The 15,922-nt window shown below is 48.2% G+C and carries 15 protein-coding genes; 5 read left to right on the top strand and 10 right to left on the bottom strand.

Features of this window, described 5'->3' with window-relative positions; genetic code table 11:
- Positions 1–230: 230 nt before the first annotated feature.
- The 7 genes from ACFQZT_RS18260 to ACFQZT_RS18230 all read right to left on the bottom strand — a co-directional run bounded on the left by ACFQZT_RS18260 (position 231) and on the right by ACFQZT_RS18230 (position 7,310).
- Positions 231–1,217 carry an ABC transporter permease gene (locus tag ACFQZT_RS18260; protein WP_379302279.1) on the bottom strand — a complete coding sequence of 329 codons (987 nt, stop codon included), beginning with the start codon at positions 1,215–1,217 and terminating at the stop codon, positions 231–233.
- A gap of 4 nt (positions 1,218–1,221) precedes the next feature.
- Positions 1,222–2,730, bottom strand: a complete 1,509-nt coding sequence (locus ACFQZT_RS18255) for a sugar ABC transporter ATP-binding protein (protein WP_379302278.1) — start codon at positions 2,728–2,730, stop codon at positions 1,222–1,224.
- A 67-nt stretch (positions 2,731–2,797) separates the two neighbouring features.
- Positions 2,798–3,907 carry a sugar ABC transporter substrate-binding protein gene (locus ACFQZT_RS18250; RefSeq protein WP_379302277.1) on the bottom strand — a complete coding sequence of 370 codons (1,110 nt, stop codon included), beginning with the start codon at positions 3,905–3,907 and terminating at the stop codon, positions 2,798–2,800.
- A 274-nt stretch (positions 3,908–4,181) separates the two neighbouring features.
- Positions 4,182–4,937: a sugar phosphate isomerase/epimerase family protein gene (locus ACFQZT_RS18245; protein ID WP_379302276.1), complete on the bottom strand. Its 756-nt coding sequence runs from the start codon at positions 4,935–4,937 to the stop codon at positions 4,182–4,184.
- The gene (locus ACFQZT_RS18240; RefSeq protein ID WP_379302275.1) at positions 4,934–5,875 is read right to left on the bottom strand and encodes an aldo/keto reductase; all 942 of its coding nucleotides are present in this window, start codon (positions 5,873–5,875) and stop codon (positions 4,934–4,936) included. Before ACFQZT_RS18240 ends, ACFQZT_RS18245 begins: the two co-directional genes overlap by 4 nt.
- Before the next feature lie 291 nt (positions 5,876–6,166).
- Entirely contained in the window at positions 6,167–6,811 is a 645-nt protein-coding gene (gene rnhA / locus ACFQZT_RS18235) for a ribonuclease H (protein WP_379302274.1), read from the bottom strand.
- Between the two features lies 1 nt (position 6,812).
- Positions 6,813–7,310 (bottom strand): hypothetical protein, encoded by a 498-nt coding sequence (locus ACFQZT_RS18230; protein WP_379302273.1) that lies wholly within the window; start codon positions 7,308–7,310, stop codon positions 6,813–6,815.
- Between the two features lie 157 nt (positions 7,311–7,467).
- Here ACFQZT_RS18230 and ACFQZT_RS18225 point away from each other — a divergent pair, with 157 nt between their 5' ends.
- Positions 7,468–7,695, top strand: a complete 228-nt coding sequence (locus ACFQZT_RS18225) for an alpha/beta-type small acid-soluble spore protein (protein WP_379302272.1) — start codon at positions 7,468–7,470, stop codon at positions 7,693–7,695.
- A gap of 137 nt (positions 7,696–7,832) precedes the next feature.
- Here ACFQZT_RS18225 and ACFQZT_RS18220 read toward each other — a convergent pair whose 3' ends face one another.
- A complete protein-coding gene (locus ACFQZT_RS18220; protein ID WP_379302271.1) occupies positions 7,833–8,831 on the bottom strand; it encodes an ABC transporter substrate-binding protein in 999 nt (332 codons plus the stop codon).
- Positions 8,832–9,047: 216 nt separating this feature from the next.
- Between ACFQZT_RS18220 and ACFQZT_RS18215 the strand changes: the two genes are divergently transcribed.
- The 3 genes from ACFQZT_RS18215 to ACFQZT_RS18205 are packed head-to-tail and all read left to right on the top strand — an operon-like array spanning position 9,048 to position 11,944.
- The gene (locus ACFQZT_RS18215) at positions 9,048–10,067 is read left to right on the top strand and encodes a FecCD family ABC transporter permease (RefSeq protein WP_379302270.1); all 1,020 of its coding nucleotides are present in this window, start codon (positions 9,048–9,050) and stop codon (positions 10,065–10,067) included.
- Positions 10,064–11,113: a FecCD family ABC transporter permease gene (locus tag ACFQZT_RS18210; protein ID WP_379302269.1), complete on the top strand. Its 1,050-nt coding sequence runs from the start codon at positions 10,064–10,066 to the stop codon at positions 11,111–11,113. Before ACFQZT_RS18215 ends, ACFQZT_RS18210 begins: the two co-directional genes overlap by 4 nt.
- Positions 11,114–11,134: 21 nt before the next feature.
- Positions 11,135–11,944 (top strand): ABC transporter ATP-binding protein, encoded by an 810-nt coding sequence (locus ACFQZT_RS18205; RefSeq protein ID WP_379302268.1) that lies wholly within the window; start codon positions 11,135–11,137, stop codon positions 11,942–11,944.
- A gap of 70 nt (positions 11,945–12,014) precedes the next feature.
- Here the strand turns inward: ACFQZT_RS18205 and ACFQZT_RS18200 are convergent, their stop codons facing one another.
- Entirely contained in the window at positions 12,015–12,383 is a 369-nt protein-coding gene (locus ACFQZT_RS18200; protein ID WP_379302284.1) for an O-methyltransferase, read from the bottom strand.
- Between the two features lie 286 nt (positions 12,384–12,669).
- Here ACFQZT_RS18200 and ACFQZT_RS18195 point away from each other — a divergent pair, with 286 nt between their 5' ends.
- Entirely contained in the window at positions 12,670–13,929 is a 1,260-nt protein-coding gene (locus ACFQZT_RS18195; protein WP_379302267.1) for a methyl-accepting chemotaxis protein, read from the top strand.
- A 71-nt stretch (positions 13,930–14,000) separates the two neighbouring features.
- Here the strand turns inward: ACFQZT_RS18195 and ACFQZT_RS18190 are convergent, their stop codons facing one another.
- Positions 14,001–15,806 (bottom strand): M3 family oligoendopeptidase, encoded by a 1,806-nt coding sequence (locus tag ACFQZT_RS18190; protein WP_379302283.1) that lies wholly within the window; start codon positions 15,804–15,806, stop codon positions 14,001–14,003.
- Positions 15,807–15,922 lie beyond the last annotated feature (116 nt).

Here is a 15,922-nt window from a genome sequence, read left to right as displayed (position 1 = left end):
TGTTTTTAGTGTATCTGAAGTGGATTAAAGTGTCCAAGTGGATTAGGGGGCTATATAGAAAGGGCCGCTACAGAGAGCATGCTGTCTAACCGACGGAAAAGCCGGTTACCACGAGCAAAAAATGCACGTTTTGGGGCTTCAAGCGGGCAAAAGCATTTAAAAAACCCGCACATCCCCGAATTGCTTCGGTGGATTGCGGGCTTGTCTACTCAGCGTCAAGCTAAGTTAAACTAAGCTTTTCGCCGGTTCAAATGGACAAACGTAATGGCTAGCGCAAGCACCAGTACCCCGCCTTTAATAATGTCGAAGCCAAAATACGGCACGTTCAGCATCGTAAGCCCATTCAGCAGCACGCCAATGAGCACCGCGCCGAAAAAAGTGCCAATCACATTCGGCTTTCCTGCGCCAAGCACGGAGTAGCCGACGAAAACGGAAGCGACGGCTTCCATTAAGAGAGGCGCGCCGGCATCAATTTGACCCGATCCGACACGGGAAGCGTATAAAATCCCGGCAAGCCCTGCGAAAACTCCCGATAGCACATAGGCGGCCAAGCGGATTTTGTTCACCGAAATGCCGGAAAGACGCGCCGCTTCACGATTGCCGCCCGTGATGTAAAGCTGGCGTCCCCAGCGAGTATAGGTCAGAAATATATGCACAGCTGCGACAGCGACAATCATGAGAACGACCGGAACAGGTACGCCAAGCAGCTTCCCCTGCCCGATCCACAGAAATTCAGGCGAGAATTTCCCGGGAGCCACGGTGCCGTCCTGGAATCTCATGTTGTTATATATGGAAAAGCCTTTGGTAAACGTCTTCTGCAAGCCGCCGATAATATACATGATCGCTAGCGTGGCGAGCAAATCCGGGATGCGGATTTTCACGATCAACAGCGCATTCAACAAGCCAATAAGCGCTCCGATCACGATAGGCACGATCAAAACCAGAATGAGCGGCTGCTCGTACCAGACCATTAAAGCTGCCGATACAACGGTCGATAAGGATACGGTGGAACCCACCGATAAATCGAAGCCGTCGACAATTTGGGATAAAGTAACACCGATAGCCACGAACGTTACAATGGATATCGACCGCAAAATGTCGGCGATATTGTCATACGTCATAAAATTCTCATTAATGAACGAAAATACGATAACGACCAGTGCAATAACGAATAGTGCTCCATATTTAAAAGAAAAATCCAAACTTTTTTCCTTCATGCTGCTATTCAGCCTCCCCCGCGCTTGCATAAGTTAAAATGAGATCCTGCGTCGCCTCCGCGCGGGACAGCTCCTTCACCACAGAACCGTAGCTCATCACCAAAATCCGATCGGCAATGCCGATAATTTCATTTAACTCGCAAGATAAGTAAATAATGCCCTTGCCCTCTGACGCCAATTGACCGATTAAGCGGAAAATGTCGCTTTTCGCGCCGACGTCGACCCCTTTGGTCGGCTCGTCGAACATATAGATGTCCGCGTTCGTCGGCAGCCATTTGCCGACCGCGACCTTTTGCTGGTTGCCGCCGCTCAGGTGCTTCACGGCGCGATTCGGATCGCGCGGCTGCACGCCGAGCTGCTCGACCAGCTTCGCCGCATGCGCGTTCTCCGCTCCGCGTTTCACGAAGCCGAGCGTGCTCAGCATGCGCAGAATGGGAAGCGACAGATTGCGCTTCACCGTCTCTTCCACCAGAACGCCCTGCTTGCGGCGTTCCTCGGGCACGAGTGCGATGCCGGCGCGCACGGCATCCTCCGGCTGGCGCAGCGCGAGCTTGCGCCCGGCGAGGCGCACCTCGCCGCCGTCCGCGGCGTCGGCGCCAAAGATCAGCCGGCTCAGCTCCGTCTTGCCGGCGCCGACCAAACCGACCACGCCGAGGATTTCCCCCCGGCGGAGGTCAAAGCTGACGCCGCGCACCTTCGTGCCGCGGCGCAGCTCTCTCACCTCGAGGAGGATATCGCCGATGGGCACATCGACCTTTGGGAACTCCTCGGTGAAGGTTTTACCCAGCATCGCCTCGATGACCCCGGCGATGTCCATCTCTTCGGCCGCCCGCGAGAGTACGTGGCGGCCGTCGCGCATAATGGTGATCCGATCGGAGATCCGGAACACCTCTTGGAGCCGGTGGGAGATGAAGACGAGTCCCACTCCCGCCTGCTTCAGGCTGTCCATAATCTGGAACAGCCGGTCCGACTCTTCCAGACTGAGCGGCGCCGTCGGCTCGTCGAAAATAATGATCTTCGCCTGATGCGCCATCGCTCTGGCAATCAGAACAAGCTGCTTCTGGGAGATGCTCAGCTCATCGACCTTGCTTCGCACGGAGAAGGATGCGCCGATCTTGCCGAGAATCGCTTCCGCTTCGCGGTGCAGCTTGCGCCAGCTCACCCAGGCTTCGCCTTGAACAAGCTTGTCCATCATGACATTCTCCGTCACGGTCAGCTCTGGGACAAGCGCCGTATCGACTTCCTGATACACGCAATAAATCCCTTGCGCCATAGCTTCCTTTGGCGATCGAATCTTCACCGAATGCCCGCTCACAGCAATCTGACCCTCGTCATTCGTATAAGCGCCGGACAAAACCTTCATCAACGTGCTTTTCCCGGCTCCGTTAGCCCCAAGCAGCGCATGAATTTGGCCGGATTGAAGTTCAAAATCAACTTCCTGCAGTGCCTTAACGCCAGGAAACGATTTGGAGATGCCTTTCATTTGCAGCAAAGGCGCGTGGTCCACCGACATCTGTTTCACCTCTCATGTCAATCTGAAAGTCCCATCGCTGATCGCCGATGGGACTCCATGTTCAACCTTATTTTTTTTCTGCAGCTTTCAACCAGTCCGTATAGCCTTGTTGGCTGCCGCCCCAGCCTTTTACGAACTCGCTAAGCTGAGTCGTATTGACTTGCTTGTCCTTAGGCAATTGATCACGGGACACGTAAACCGGATCAAGAACGACTTTCTCAGGTGTTTGATCGCCGTGCAGCTTTTGATACAGATAACGGACTTGAACGCGGCCGATATCTTTCGGATCTACCGCAGCGGAAGCCACCCACGGGCTTTTCTGATCTTGCAGCAATTGCAAGTCTTCGTCGCTCAGGTCGATACCATAAACTTTAATTTCTGTACGTCCAGCTTGTTGAATCGCCCGTGCAGCGCCTTTAGCGAACTCGTCCCATGCAGCCCAAACCGCTGTAATATCGCCTTTGTTCGGATACTTTTTAAGAATGGCTTCCATTTGCGTTTGTGTATCCAGCGCAGGGTCTTTCGCCGTTCCGAAAGCTGCGACTTCTTTAATGTCCGGATATTTCTTTTGGAAATCTTGATATGCAAGCTGTCTGCGTTCCATCGGAGCAAAGCCCGCTACCCATACTTTAACGATGTTGCCTTTGCCGCCGGCGTCTTTAGCGAGCTGTTCCAGTGTGGACTCAGCCATTTTTTGATCGCCTTGTTCCAAGGAAGTTACGCCCGGTACGCTCAAGATGGAGTCGAAGCTAACAACCGGAATTTTTTTCTCCAGCGCTTTTTTCACGCCGGCTTCCAGCGCCTCAGCTGTTCCGTGGTCGATCAGAATTCCGTCGAATTTCTGGTTGATCGCCGCATCCAAGTTGGATGCCATTTTCGCCAGGTCCGTGTCCGCAACGAATACCGTTACTTTACCGCCAAGCTTTTCAACTTGCTCTTTCACACCCTCTACATATTGAGAGGAAAAGGTTCCTGTATTGAACTGCATCACAAGCGCAATTTTCTTTCCGCTTAAATCTGCAGTTTTAGCTGCAGGTGTTGCGGATCCGGCTGCTGAACTGCTAGCCGCAGGCGTGCTGCTGGCCGTACTGTTCGTGCTCTTGGCTCCACAAGCCGCCAATAAGCTTCCTACTAAAGTGATAATGACTACTAAACCAAAAACCCGTTTCGTTCTCATTTCTTCTTCCTCCCCCAATACCTGTTTCTTTCGTACAATAACCCTAGTCATAAGCTCGGATTATTATACCTAGTTAATCACTTGGAATTAATTATTGTAAGAATATCACCCCTCCCAGAATTCGTCAATCCTTTTTTCTACAAAAAACGGCAATTGCTTTATATTGAAAAACGGATCGCCGGTCGGATAGCCTGATGAACTTCAATGTATGCCAAAAAAGCGTATCTTCGCCAAAAATAGCGGAAATACGCTTTCATATCATCTCATCTTCGCATCAAAGGATTGACTCTTCCATCCGCAGCAAATTCGTTAAACTTAATGCTAAACTATCCATCGGGTTTCCCGGACAATAATCTTGTTCAACAGCAAACCATTCTACGCCACTTTGCAACCCCCACCTTAGAATCGGAGGGAAATCGATCAACCCGGTTCCAATTTCAGCGAAATATTGTTTGCCGTCGGCAGTCATATCTTTTAAATGAAGGATCGGCATATGGAATGCATAATTGCGGATAAATGAAAGAGGGTCTTGGTCGGCCTTTTTCACCCAATACGTATCTATTTCTGCATAAAGGATCGGATCCTCAAGCAAATACTCCAGTGCAAATTTCCCATCCATCGTTGTATGAAATTCAAAATCATGATTGTGATATCCGACCCTGAACCCCGAGCCGCTGACTTTGGAAGCCACACCATGCAAATCGCTGCGCACACTGGCGTAACCAAGCGGATTTTGCAATCCATCCGGCAGCGAGTGGCAAATGATGTCCTTCGTATCGAATAAACGCGCTTCCTCCAATACGGCTTCAAGATCCGTCTTCATCCGTTCCAAACCTACATGCATACCGGCTGTTCGTAATCCGAGTTCCTTCATCACGACCGCAATTTCTGCTGCAGGGTATCCGTGTAATCCATCGATTTGGACGGCGGCCCAACCCATCTTCTTCAACTCTTTCAATACAGTTGGGAAATCCTTCTTCACTTCGTTTCTTAACGTATATAACTGAGCCGCTAACTGATGTCTAATCATTCCGCAATCTCCTCCCTTTGCAAATCAAGCCATTCGAGCTCTTGGCAAGTTAATCGAAGCTGCATAGACTGTATCGAAGATTGAAGCTCTTCAGGCTTTCGCGGTCCAATGATTGCACAAGTCGGGAACGATTGATTAAGTACATAGGATAAAGCAATTTGAATTGGCGTTACCTGCTTTTCTTTGGCAAGCTTCACCGCACGGCGATAACGCTCCCAGTTACTCTCGCTGTAATAGACTCTGACCATTTCCTCATCTGTCCGATTATCCTGCGAGAAATGACCCGAGAAAAATCCGCCCGCCTGAGAAGACCATGCGAAGAGGGGCAGTTGATGATGCGAATGCCAAAGGCAGGTTTCCTCATCCGCTGAAACGCAGCCCTCCCACCTGGGCTCATTTGGCTTAGCAAGACTCAGGTTAGGACTGTTAAAAGCAAATCCGATAAGCTTATGAGAAGCCGCATATTCATTCGCTTCCTGAATTCGGCGGAATGACCAGTTCGAAGCTCCGATAGCTCTTACCCGCTTAGCCTGAATATGTTCATTTAACTCCTCGATAATGGGCCCGACGGCGACGCTCGGATCATCGCGATGCAGGGCGTACAAATCTACGTAATCGGTGCTTAGCCTTTCCAGGCTTTCCATCAGATCCTTTCGGATCGCTTGCGGATTCACTCGCGGCCCTGGACTGCCGTCATCATGATGAGCCCCTTTGGTTAAAATGACGACATCCTCCCGAAGCTGTTTCTCCGCCAGCCATTGACCGAGAATTTTTTCTTTATTCCTATATTGATGGGCAGTATCGAACGTATTGCCGCCGGCAGCGATATATGCATCCAGCATAGTCCGCTCCGGCTCTTCCAATTTTCTTAAATCCCCGGTTCCCATAATCAAGCGGGAAATTGCTTTATCCACTCCCTGTATATGCATATACTCCATCTTCGATACCTCCAACTGTTTTTTTGCTCAAAATTGAATCCGAAAATTTCTGGTATCGATTCCAGATTAGAGCGCAGCTTTGTCATCGTTTCCATCTTTCAACTCGAGGAGCAAACCGCATTACTTTGAAGTTAATGAATCCGTTTTTCTGGTAACGATACCATATTGTACTTAACTCTAAGTATAGGGCCATAAGTGGGAGTTTGACAATACCATTATCATGAATAATCATCACTTACATAAAAGTGCCTCCGACGGGAAACTTATTGCCCGCGGAGGCTTATCGAATCTCTACTTCCTGCCGAAATCAGCCTTGATTTCGCCCCATTTTTTTGTATCCCATTTGACGATTTTGTTGGTGTATGTGTGGGTTTTGAGCCATTTAAGCGCTCGATCCACCAGCGTCCAAATCTCTTCGGTAGAAGCGTCTCTCACCAGATTCGTCGATACTTCTTTTTTACGAATCCAGCTTAGCGCCGTAACCGAGTCTGTATAAATCGTTTTATTGCTGCCCTGCTTTTGCAAATAAGCGAGCCCATGAACAATGGCGAGAAATTCCCCCAGATTATTCGTTCCTTTTGCGATAGGACCTTGATAGAAAATAATCTCACCGGTTCTCGTATCCACGCCTTTATATTCGACGATCCCGGGATTGCCCGAACAGCCCACATCGACGGATATGCTGTCGTAGTCAACTTCCGGGGTCGCTTCTTTGCTTCCCGCCTTACCCGAAGCACTCGAGGCACTCGCTTTCCCGGAAAAATCCAGCGATTTCTGCCATCCTCGCTCCAGCGCCTTCCGGGCTTCATCTTCCGATTCATAGGACTTGAACCGCGCTTGCGGGTAGCCCTTGGTTTGTGTTTGGCACTCCGCCCATGTTCGATAGATGCCGGGTTGGTGTCCTACCCAAACCACATAAAATTTTGCTTGAGCCATCTTACACTCTCCGTACTTTTTCTTGTAATTGATCCACGAGACCTGTTACGACTTTCACCGTATCGGCCAAATAAGGCCTATAATCCAATCCTTGTACAAATTGAAGATAAGTTTCTCCTAGTTCAAGTACTTTCCTGCTATAATCGGCCGTTGCGATCTGATGGCATTCCAGCTCCCTATAGGTACCGTTCGATCGTTCTTCCACCAGCTTGAGCTCTAAGTGCTCGTCGTTCAAATGATGGACGGCAAACGAAAACCCTCTGCACTCCGGATCACCGCAGCCGCATACGAAGAACGGCATCCGCTCCCACTGATCGGCAGGCGCGAACCGATTTGGCTCCGTATCGTGTAGCGTACTATATAGGAAAGCCGGAAGTCCAACGTCGACACATAGCGGCTCTTCTACAATAACGTTGTCTTCTACAGCCAAACGCACATCGGCCTGAATAATTTGCAAATCTTTATCAAACGACCACCCCGTTACAGACACATCAAACATAGCTCCGCCTCCCCCTAAATGTTCGATTTATTCATTATAGCAAAGACTGCGATTTCGTGCCTGAGTCGCTCCTATTTCATGGTGAAAATTTCCAATTTCAGAAATGAGTAGAATTTTCAAAAAAGATTATACTACCTATTACTGGAGGTGATAACAGATGGCTACAGGACAATCTCGCAGCAGCAACCAGTTAGTTGTTCCACAAGCTACGGCAGCTCTAGACCAATTGAAGTATGAAGTTGCTCAAGAATTGGGCATCCAAATTCCTCAAGATGGCTACATGGGCTTCATGGCTACTCGCGATGCAGGTGCAATCGGGGGTAACATCACTCGTCGTCTCGTCCAAATTGCTGAACAGCAGCTTGCTGGTAAATTCAGCAGATAACAGCTTTTCCCTATACTTACTCACAAAGGCTTTCCCTTAAGCTGCTTTTACTTAGGGGGAAGCTCTTCTTTTTTTTAAACCGTACCTAAAAAGAAAAGCCCCCGTTCATGATCAGAACGAAAGGCCAAATTCTTGCATTATGGTTTTACATCATAGATTTTGTAGAGATCGTCCAACATAAGATTCGCCGCTTTCACGCCTCCGGCTGTATTCCAAGTGGCATCACCCACTTTGATCAATTTGTTTTCTTTGACAACCCGAAGGTTTTTCCAAAGCGGATCATTCATCCACTCTTGCTCTTGTTTCGTGCCCTTGCCGTCTCCGGTTTCATAAGTAAAGTAAAATACTTTATCCGCAGCATCCAGCTCCGTTAGACGCTCTTTCGTAATATCTTCGAACGATTTCTCATCGCTTTTTGCGTCGGAACGCGCAATCCCAATTTGTTTAAAAATAACGCCAGTGAACATATTTCCATAGTAATATCTGGTTTTGCCACCCATAAAACGAACAACCGCGACTTTTTCTTTCAATTTATCCCCGGCTTTACTTTTGAAATCTTCAATACGTTTATCGAAGTCTGCAATCACTTTATCGCCTTCAGCTTTTTTATTGATTGTATCCGCATATAAAAGGAAGTTGCTTTTCCACTCCCCACGCAATGTTTCAGAGTACACGGTCGGAGCAATCGCTTTTAACTGGTCGTAAATTTTTTCGTGACGCATTTTATTGCCGATGATCAAATCCGGCTTCAATGAGGCAATCAGCTCCAAATTCGGCTGCGCTTCGCCACCTACCGTTGTCACGCCCTGCATGTCTGCCTTAATATGGTCGAACCATGGACTGCCGTAGTAAGATTCAACCGCACCGACCGGTTTGATACCTAGTGAGAGCAGCGCTTCCGTTCCTTCATTGGTCAAAATAACGACGCGCTGCGGGTGTGCCGGAACAGCAGTTTCGCCCATCGCATGCTTAATCGTACGAGGGGCTTCCGCTTTTGCCGACTCTTTAGGTGCCGCGGATGCCGCTGATTGTGCGCCTGGTTTCTCTCCACATGCACTTAATACCATAGTTAATACCAACATAACAGCAAGAAGCGACCATCCTCTTCCCAGCTTAAAATTTCTGTGCGATAACATGTAGTTCCCTCCATGATTCCTGATTAATTCTTTTTTATGTACGCGATTTAAGCGATCTAGACAGTGATAACGATTATCATTATCTCTCACATCGTACTAGAATGAAAAGCAGTTTGTCAATTGTTTTCATGATAATGATTCTCATATTCATTGACATTCATTGACTCTACTTATTAAAATGAATACAGCAACTACTTGGGAAGTAGGCATTTATCCATGAAATATTCCGATAGGGAACGAACGAAAAACTTCTATAGAAGCGCTGGTCTTATCGCAGCTTGCTGCTGCTTAATCTTCATGATGATCGCAAGTGTCATGTTTGGACTTCACAATTACACGTGGAATCAGGTCATTGAATCTTCACGTCATTTGGACATGTCTAACGATGCAATTGTTATACAGACCGTTAGAATTCCGAGAGCACTAATCGCCGCATTGGTTGGAGGCAGCCTTGCTGTTGCGGGAGCGCTTATGCAAGCCATTACTCGTAACCCGCTAGCATCGCCGAGCCTCTTCGGCATTAATTCCGGAGCGGCATTTGCGATCGTTCTCGCTGCCGGCTTTTTCAATGTTTCTAATCTCTCGCAATTTGTTTGGATCGCTTTTCTGGGTGCAGCCGTGAGTTCCGCTCTTGTTTATGGTTTGGGATCTCTGGGACGCGACGGATTGACGCCGATGAAAATCACACTTGCCGGATCCGCCATGACGGCTTTTTTTGCCGCGTTGACCCAAGGCATATTGCTGGCCAATGGCAAAGCATTCGATCAAGTCTTATACTGGCTTGTTGGCTCCATTGAAGGGCGGACGATGGCCATGTTGCAATCCGTGTATCCTTATATCCTTATTGCATGGATCGGAGCTCTCGTGCTTTCACCTCATATCAATGTGTTATCCATGGGCGATGAAGTAGCTAAAGGTCTTGGGCAAAAGACAGTATTTATTAAATTTATTACGGCCGTTATTATCGTCATCCTCGCAGGAGGCTCCGTAGCAGTCGCCGGACCTATCGTTTTCGTAGGCATTATTATCCCGCATATCGTCCGTTTTCTGGTTGGCATCGATTACCGGTGGGTCATTCCGTATTGTGCCGTTTTAGGTGGAATCCTACTGGTCGGAGCCGACATCGCCGCTCGTTTCATCATCATGCCGAAAGAAGTTCATGTTGGCGTGACAACGGCTATACTCGGCGTTCCTTTCTTTATCTATATCGCACGCAAAGGGGGATTGCTGAAATGAGCCATTTAAGCCGATATGTGTCGCTAAGAAGCAAAGGCTTCTCATTTTTAATCAGTAAAAAATCGATTGCCGTTTCCCTCCTTTTGCTGCTTACCGTCATTGTTGTGATGATTCTTAGCACTGGCATTGGCAGCATAGCTATCCGACCTGCCGAAGTCGTCCGCGCCGTTTTCGGATACAGCACGGACTCCAATAATATGATTGTTCGCTCCTTACGTCTCCCGCGGGTCATTGTTGCCGTTCTCATCGGCGCTTCGCTCGGTGTATCCGGCTCCATCCTGCAGGGTCTCGTGCGCAATTCGCTCACTTCGCCGGATACGATCGGCACGACAGGCGGAGCAACGCTAGGGGCTGTTTCCTTTTTCTTCTTTTTCTCGGATAAAATCAGTATTCACTGGCTGCCGGTTGCCGCCATTATCGGAGCGTTCAGCGCCACGTTGCTGGTGTACGCACTTTCTTGGAAGAACGGAATCACCCCGCTCCGGCTCGTCCTGATTGGGACCGGCTTCACAGCCGCCATGAGCTCGCTTTCTTATCTCATGATGCTTTCCGGTCCGATCATTCTTGCGAATCAATCCTTGACCTTTATGACAGGCAGCATTTATGGAGTCTCCTGGGAAAAAGCCGTCTATCCGCTGCTCCCTTGGGTAAGTCTGCTAATTCCGGTTATCTTCCTGTACTCGCGGCATGTTACGATACAATCGCTCGGCGAAGATATAGCCCGAAGCGTCGGCAGCAGGGTCGCGCGTCAACGTTTCCTATTGATAATGTTGAGTGTGGCTCTCTCCGGGGCTGCTGTCGCATTTGGCGGAGCGATCAATTTTATAGGACTAATGGCCCCGCATATAGCCCGTAAGTTGGTAGGACCCAGCTTTGGCGCGCTTGTGCCTGTATCCGCATTAACGGGATCTCTGCTGTTATTGCTCGCTGATCTGGCAGGACGTTTCTTTTTCCAGCCTCTGGATATTCCAGCCGGTGTTTTCACGGCGGCAATCGGAGCTCCGATTTTCATCTATCTGCTCTATCATAGCAGAAACCGCAGTTAAAACTGAAAGGAGAACACAATCATGATGCGCGAAACAGCTCTGGAAGCACAATCGCTTCAGTTGACATATGGAGAAAGCACGATCTTCAAAAGTTTGAATTTGCAAATCCCAAAAGGAAAAATTACAGTCTTTATCGGCAGCAACGGCTGCGGCAAGTCAACGTTGCTGCGCTCCCTGGCCAGGCTGCTTAAGCCAAAATCGGGAAGCATTCTGCTCGATAGCAGCGAGATCGCCAAACTTTCGACCAAGGAAGTAGCCAGGCGCATGGCGATTCTTCCGCAAGGCCCGACTGCTCCCGAAGGACTAACGGTGCTGCAGCTTGTCAAACAAGGCCGCTATCCTTACCAGAATTGGCTCCAGCAGTGGTCGGCTGAGGATGAGCATAAAGTGCAGAACGCCCTTCGCTTAACGAACATGCTGCCCTATGCCGACCGAAGTGTGGATTCACTGTCGGGCGGACAGCGCCAAAGAGCATGGATAGCGATGACTTTAGCGCAGGATACGCCTACCATCCTCTTGGATGAGCCGACGACATACCTCGATTTAACTCATCAAATCGAAGTGCTGGACTTGCTGTTCGAATTGAACGAGAACGAGCAGCGGACCATCGTTATGGTCCTTCACGACATCAATCTCGCTTGCCGCTACGCCCATCACATCGCTGCCATCAAAGACGGCTCGGTCTATGCGGAGGGAACGCCTGAAGACATTATTAATGAACAGTTGCTGCGGGATGTGTTCGATATGAAGTGCCGGATCACCCTCGATCCTATCTTTGGAACACCTCTGTGCATTCCTTATGGCAGGGGACGTATGCTGTCTCTGGTATGAAAAAAAGGCATCCCGCGGTCACTCCTTGAAAAGTGACCGCGGGATGCCTTTTTAGTAAAATTATAAGTGCTTAAACGGTTCTTGCAAAATTAGACATATTATAATTACTTTCCAATAAAATACTGGCAGCCAGCACATTCTGTTTGATCGTAAAGTCGTACATAATTTCTCCATGCGTCCAGTTCTTTTTGTACTTGAGCGAATCGATGGCCATTTGCCGAAATGACTGGTATTGCAGCTCAGAAAGGCCTTTATTATCAGCGATTGGAAGTACGCCCCCCTTGCTTTCCAGCGGCAGATGCTTAATGCCAAACTTACCGATTACATTGTTGCGAATGTGAATAAATACCGTCCCCGAATTGACATGCAATAACTCTTCCTTAATTTCCTTGAATACCATATCCACCTGTCTTGCCAATGGAATCAGATCCAAATTCATCATCTCTCTCCTTTGTTTATCATATTCTGTCATATTATGTAATCTATGACCATAGACCTATTATACTTAGTGATTTACCATAATTCAATCATTTTTTGCCAATATTTTGAATATTTTATGGATTCTTTATAAAAGCTTTACATTTATTCCAACCCAATATCAACCAAATGAGATGAGAATATGTCGAAATGTTGTAGAATGTTTCCAAATTCAATGTTATAATTTCAAACAAACACCATAGAATTCTGCACATATTTACATTTTTCGCAGAGGAGTCGGTATTGGAATGGGTAGCTTATCGTCAATGTCGTTCAGAAAGAAATTACAGCTCGGTTGTTATGCACTGATTGGATTGAACTCGCTGTTTATGCTGATAGTTACCTTCATGACGGATTGGAACCGCTTACTAGGAATCATTTTCCTGGTCATTATGATTGGAGGCAGCTATCCCTTCATTAAGTGGTTTGAGGGGCAATTGACAGAACCGGTTGCTGATTTGTCCAGAATCGCACTGAACATTTCCAAAGGCGATTTTTCTCAAAAAGTAACCGTAACTTCGGACGACACACTTGGTCAGTTGGGCCAATCCTTCAACAAAATGATCGATAAACTGCGGGATATTCTGAGGGATACGGGTTCGATTTCAAAGCAAGTTTTTCAAACAAGCCGGGATATTTATACGAAAAATGAAAATTTCCGTTCTGTCCTTGAACAAGTCAGCATTTCTGCTCATGAATTGGCTTCCGGCGCTGGTCAAATCTCCGAGGAGGTGTCCGGCGTATCGATCACTTCCAAAGACATCGAAACCAAAATCGTCAGCTATGCAGGGTCCGCCAAAGAAATGAAAAACCGCTCTGACCAAATGATGACCCTGGTCGAGAAAGGACGCACGTCTGTTGAAAGTCAGGGCACCGGCATGAAACGGAACGTCGAAGTGACGAAACAGGTGTCCGAGACGATTGATTTGCTGGCCCGCCAAGCTGCAGGGATTACGAACGTGACGCGCTCGATTTCGGAGATTGCGGAGCAGACGAACTTGCTGTCGCTTAACGCTTCAATTGAGGCAGCCCGTGCCGGCGAGCATGGTAAAGGCTTCGCTGTGGTCGCACAAGAAGTTCGTAAGCTCGCCGAAGAGTCGACTTCCCTGACACGCGAAGTGTTTGGCTTCGTCAAAAGTATCGAGCAAGGCATCCAGGAAGCGATCCGCAGCATTCAAATTAATGAGGATGTCGTTAAGAAACAAACGCTCCTCATCGATCAGACGGAAATCGTATTTGCCGAGATAGTCGGCAGTGTAGGTTTTATTTCTGAGGAAATTACGCGCTTTGCTGAGGAAAGCGAGCAAATGCTTGCCAGCTCCGAGCAAATCGCAGCCGCAATGGAAAATATTTCGGCCATCACCGAGCAGTCGGCAGCCGGCACGCAGGAAGTATCGGCGTCTATGAATGAGCAGATTGCTACCGTGCAAGGCATTGTCAGCCAAGCTGAGGAAATGACGCGCGTCGTCACGCAATTGCAGCAGACGATTCAGATTTTCAAACTGTAAACGAATCCCCCACTATAACAGAAATAAGAAAGAAGGCTCGCCCTTAGATGAACAAGGCGAGCCTTCTTTTCTTATTTTTGAACCTTAGCCTCTGTCAGCGCCATAAACTGTTTCACATCTGCTACCGCCATGTCGACTGCACTTTGCCAGAAATCCGGCTGCGTCACATCGACGCCAAGATGCTTAAGTGCAAGCTCTTCAACAGTCATGCTGCCCGTATCCCGAAGCAAGGCCACATACTTGTCTTCGAATGCCTGTCCTTCTTGGACCGCTCTTGCATAAATCCCTGCGCTAAACAGATAACCGAATGTATAAGGGAAGTTATAAAAAGGGACATCCGTCGCGTAAAAATGCAGCTTGGCAGCCCAGAAATGCGGATGATAGCTGCTTAGCGCATCTTTGTAGGCTACTTTCTGCGCGTCTACCATAAGCTCGTTCAAGCGCTCTGCACTAACCAATCCTTGTCGGCGTTCTTCGTAGAAATTCGTCTCGAAAATGAATCTTGCATGAATGTTCATAAAGAACGCAATGGCGCGCTGAATTTTATCTTCAAGCAAAACAATACGCTCTTCATCGGTCGCTGCGCTCTTCACGACGGCATCCGCTACGATCATTTCAGCGAAAGTGGAAGCAGTTTCCGCGACATTCATGGCATATTCTTGCGCTAGTGCCGGCATATCATTCATCACATGCTGATGATATGCGTGACCCAACTCATGGGCAAGCGTTGAGACGTTATTGAGCGTACCTCCATAGGTCATGAAGATGCGCGTCTCACCGGCCAAAGGAAAGGATGTACAGAAACCTCCTGGTCTTTTGCCCGCACGATCCTCCGCTTCGATCCAGCGATTCTCAAAAGCCTGTTCAGAGAAAGAGGCAAGCTTCGGACTGAAGCGCTGGAACTGATCCACGATCAGCTTCGCTCCATCATCGTAGGAGATCTTTTTGGAGGAGTCGCCCAGAGGCGCGTCCACATCGACCCAAGCCAATTTATCCACCCCAAGCAGCTTCGCTTTGCGGTTTAAGTATTCAACGAAAACCGGCTTGTTGCGGTCGATAACTTCCCACATGACGTTCAACGTTTTATCTTGCATGCGGTTAATGCTGAGTGGTTCTTTATGTACATTCTGCCAGCCTCTGTACTTATAAACCTGTAAACGGAATCCAGCCAAGTGATTCAATGCTTCAGCGGCATACTCCGCTTTATCCGCCCATGCGTTCTCCCATTTCTCGAAAAGCTCCAAACGCTCTTCGCGGTTCTCCGTATGTAGCTTATTAAAAGCTTGACCTGCGGACAATTCGACTTGTTTGCCATCAACTTCAATCGGCATGCGGAATTGACCAACGGTCGTATTATACAAGTCTCCCCACCCATGATAGCCATCTACGGCTAAATCATTGATCAGGGCCTCCATTTCGGGAGATAACTTTTCTTGCGCCAACTTACGGCGTTCAGCCAAATTAAAAGCGACTGCTTGAAAAGGTTCTTTCGCAAGAATCGTTGTCCACACATCATCCGGAATACCTGTCAGAACCTGATCAAAGCGGGTAAGCGAAGATAGATGATCCGCATACAAACTTTTGACTTGTCCGCCTAAAATGACCGCTTTCTTATCTTTCTGATTGTCGGCGAGCAGGCATCCTACGAATGAGTCCGCTTCGTGAACGTGTTTCAGATTACGTTGATATAATTCGACGAGTTCCTGTAGAGAAGCCGTATCTTCTGCACGCTGCGGTGAGGTCACACCTCTCACTTTTTCTTGAAATGAAGCAATTGACGTCTGCAGCTCCTTTAGGAATGCCGCGAAAGCGGAAGACTCGCTGCCGCCAGGAAAAAAGGAGTCCAAATTCCATGTTTGACTGAGTGGTAATTTCAGCAAGCTGATCACCTTTCCTTTCTTTTTTTATTAAATCATACTTGACCCGAATTCGCCAATTGCTTCCAATCTCAGCATTGCTTCTAGGTAAAAAGTATGATATCTATTAAGTATGG

The organism is Paenibacillus sp. GCM10027628, from assembly GCF_042676385.1.
Taxonomy (GTDB): Bacteria; Bacillota; Bacilli; order Paenibacillales; family NBRC-103111; genus Paenibacillus_E.
Note: the sequence above shows the minus strand (reverse complement) of the source record. Positions and strands in the feature narration are given on the sequence as shown.

Bases quoted from the DNA above. Each gene is read 5' to 3' on its own strand.
- ACFQZT_RS18260 (WP_379302279.1), bottom strand. From the start codon at position 1,217: ATGAAGGAAAAAAGTTTGGATTTTTCTTTTAAATATGGAGCACTATTC.
- ACFQZT_RS18255 (WP_379302278.1), bottom strand. From the start codon at position 2,730: ATGTCGGTGGACCACGCGCCTTTGCTGCAAATGAAAGGCATCTCCAAA.
- ACFQZT_RS18250 (WP_379302277.1), bottom strand. From the start codon at position 3,907: ATGAGAACGAAACGGGTTTTTGGTTTAGTAGTCATTATCACTTTAGTA.
- ACFQZT_RS18245 (WP_379302276.1), bottom strand. From the start codon at position 4,937: ATGATTAGACATCAGTTAGCGGCTCAGTTATATACGTTAAGAAACGAA.
- ACFQZT_RS18240 (WP_379302275.1), bottom strand. From the start codon at position 5,875: ATGGAGTATATGCATATACAGGGAGTGGATAAAGCAATTTCCCGCTTG.
- rnhA (WP_379302274.1), bottom strand. From the start codon at position 6,811: ATGGCTCAAGCAAAATTTTATGTGGTTTGGGTAGGACACCAACCCGGC.
- ACFQZT_RS18230 (WP_379302273.1), bottom strand. From the start codon at position 7,310: ATGTTTGATGTGTCTGTAACGGGGTGGTCGTTTGATAAAGATTTGCAA.
- ACFQZT_RS18225 (WP_379302272.1), top strand. From the start codon at position 7,468: ATGGCTACAGGACAATCTCGCAGCAGCAACCAGTTAGTTGTTCCACAA.
- ACFQZT_RS18220 (WP_379302271.1), bottom strand. From the start codon at position 8,831: ATGTTATCGCACAGAAATTTTAAGCTGGGAAGAGGATGGTCGCTTCTT.
- ACFQZT_RS18215 (WP_379302270.1), top strand. From the start codon at position 9,048: ATGAAATATTCCGATAGGGAACGAACGAAAAACTTCTATAGAAGCGCT.
- ACFQZT_RS18210 (WP_379302269.1), top strand. From the start codon at position 10,064: ATGAGCCATTTAAGCCGATATGTGTCGCTAAGAAGCAAAGGCTTCTCA.
- ACFQZT_RS18205 (WP_379302268.1), top strand. From the start codon at position 11,135: ATGATGCGCGAAACAGCTCTGGAAGCACAATCGCTTCAGTTGACATAT.
- ACFQZT_RS18200 (WP_379302284.1), bottom strand. From the start codon at position 12,383: ATGAATTTGGATCTGATTCCATTGGCAAGACAGGTGGATATGGTATTC.
- ACFQZT_RS18195 (WP_379302267.1), top strand. From the start codon at position 12,670: ATGGGTAGCTTATCGTCAATGTCGTTCAGAAAGAAATTACAGCTCGGT.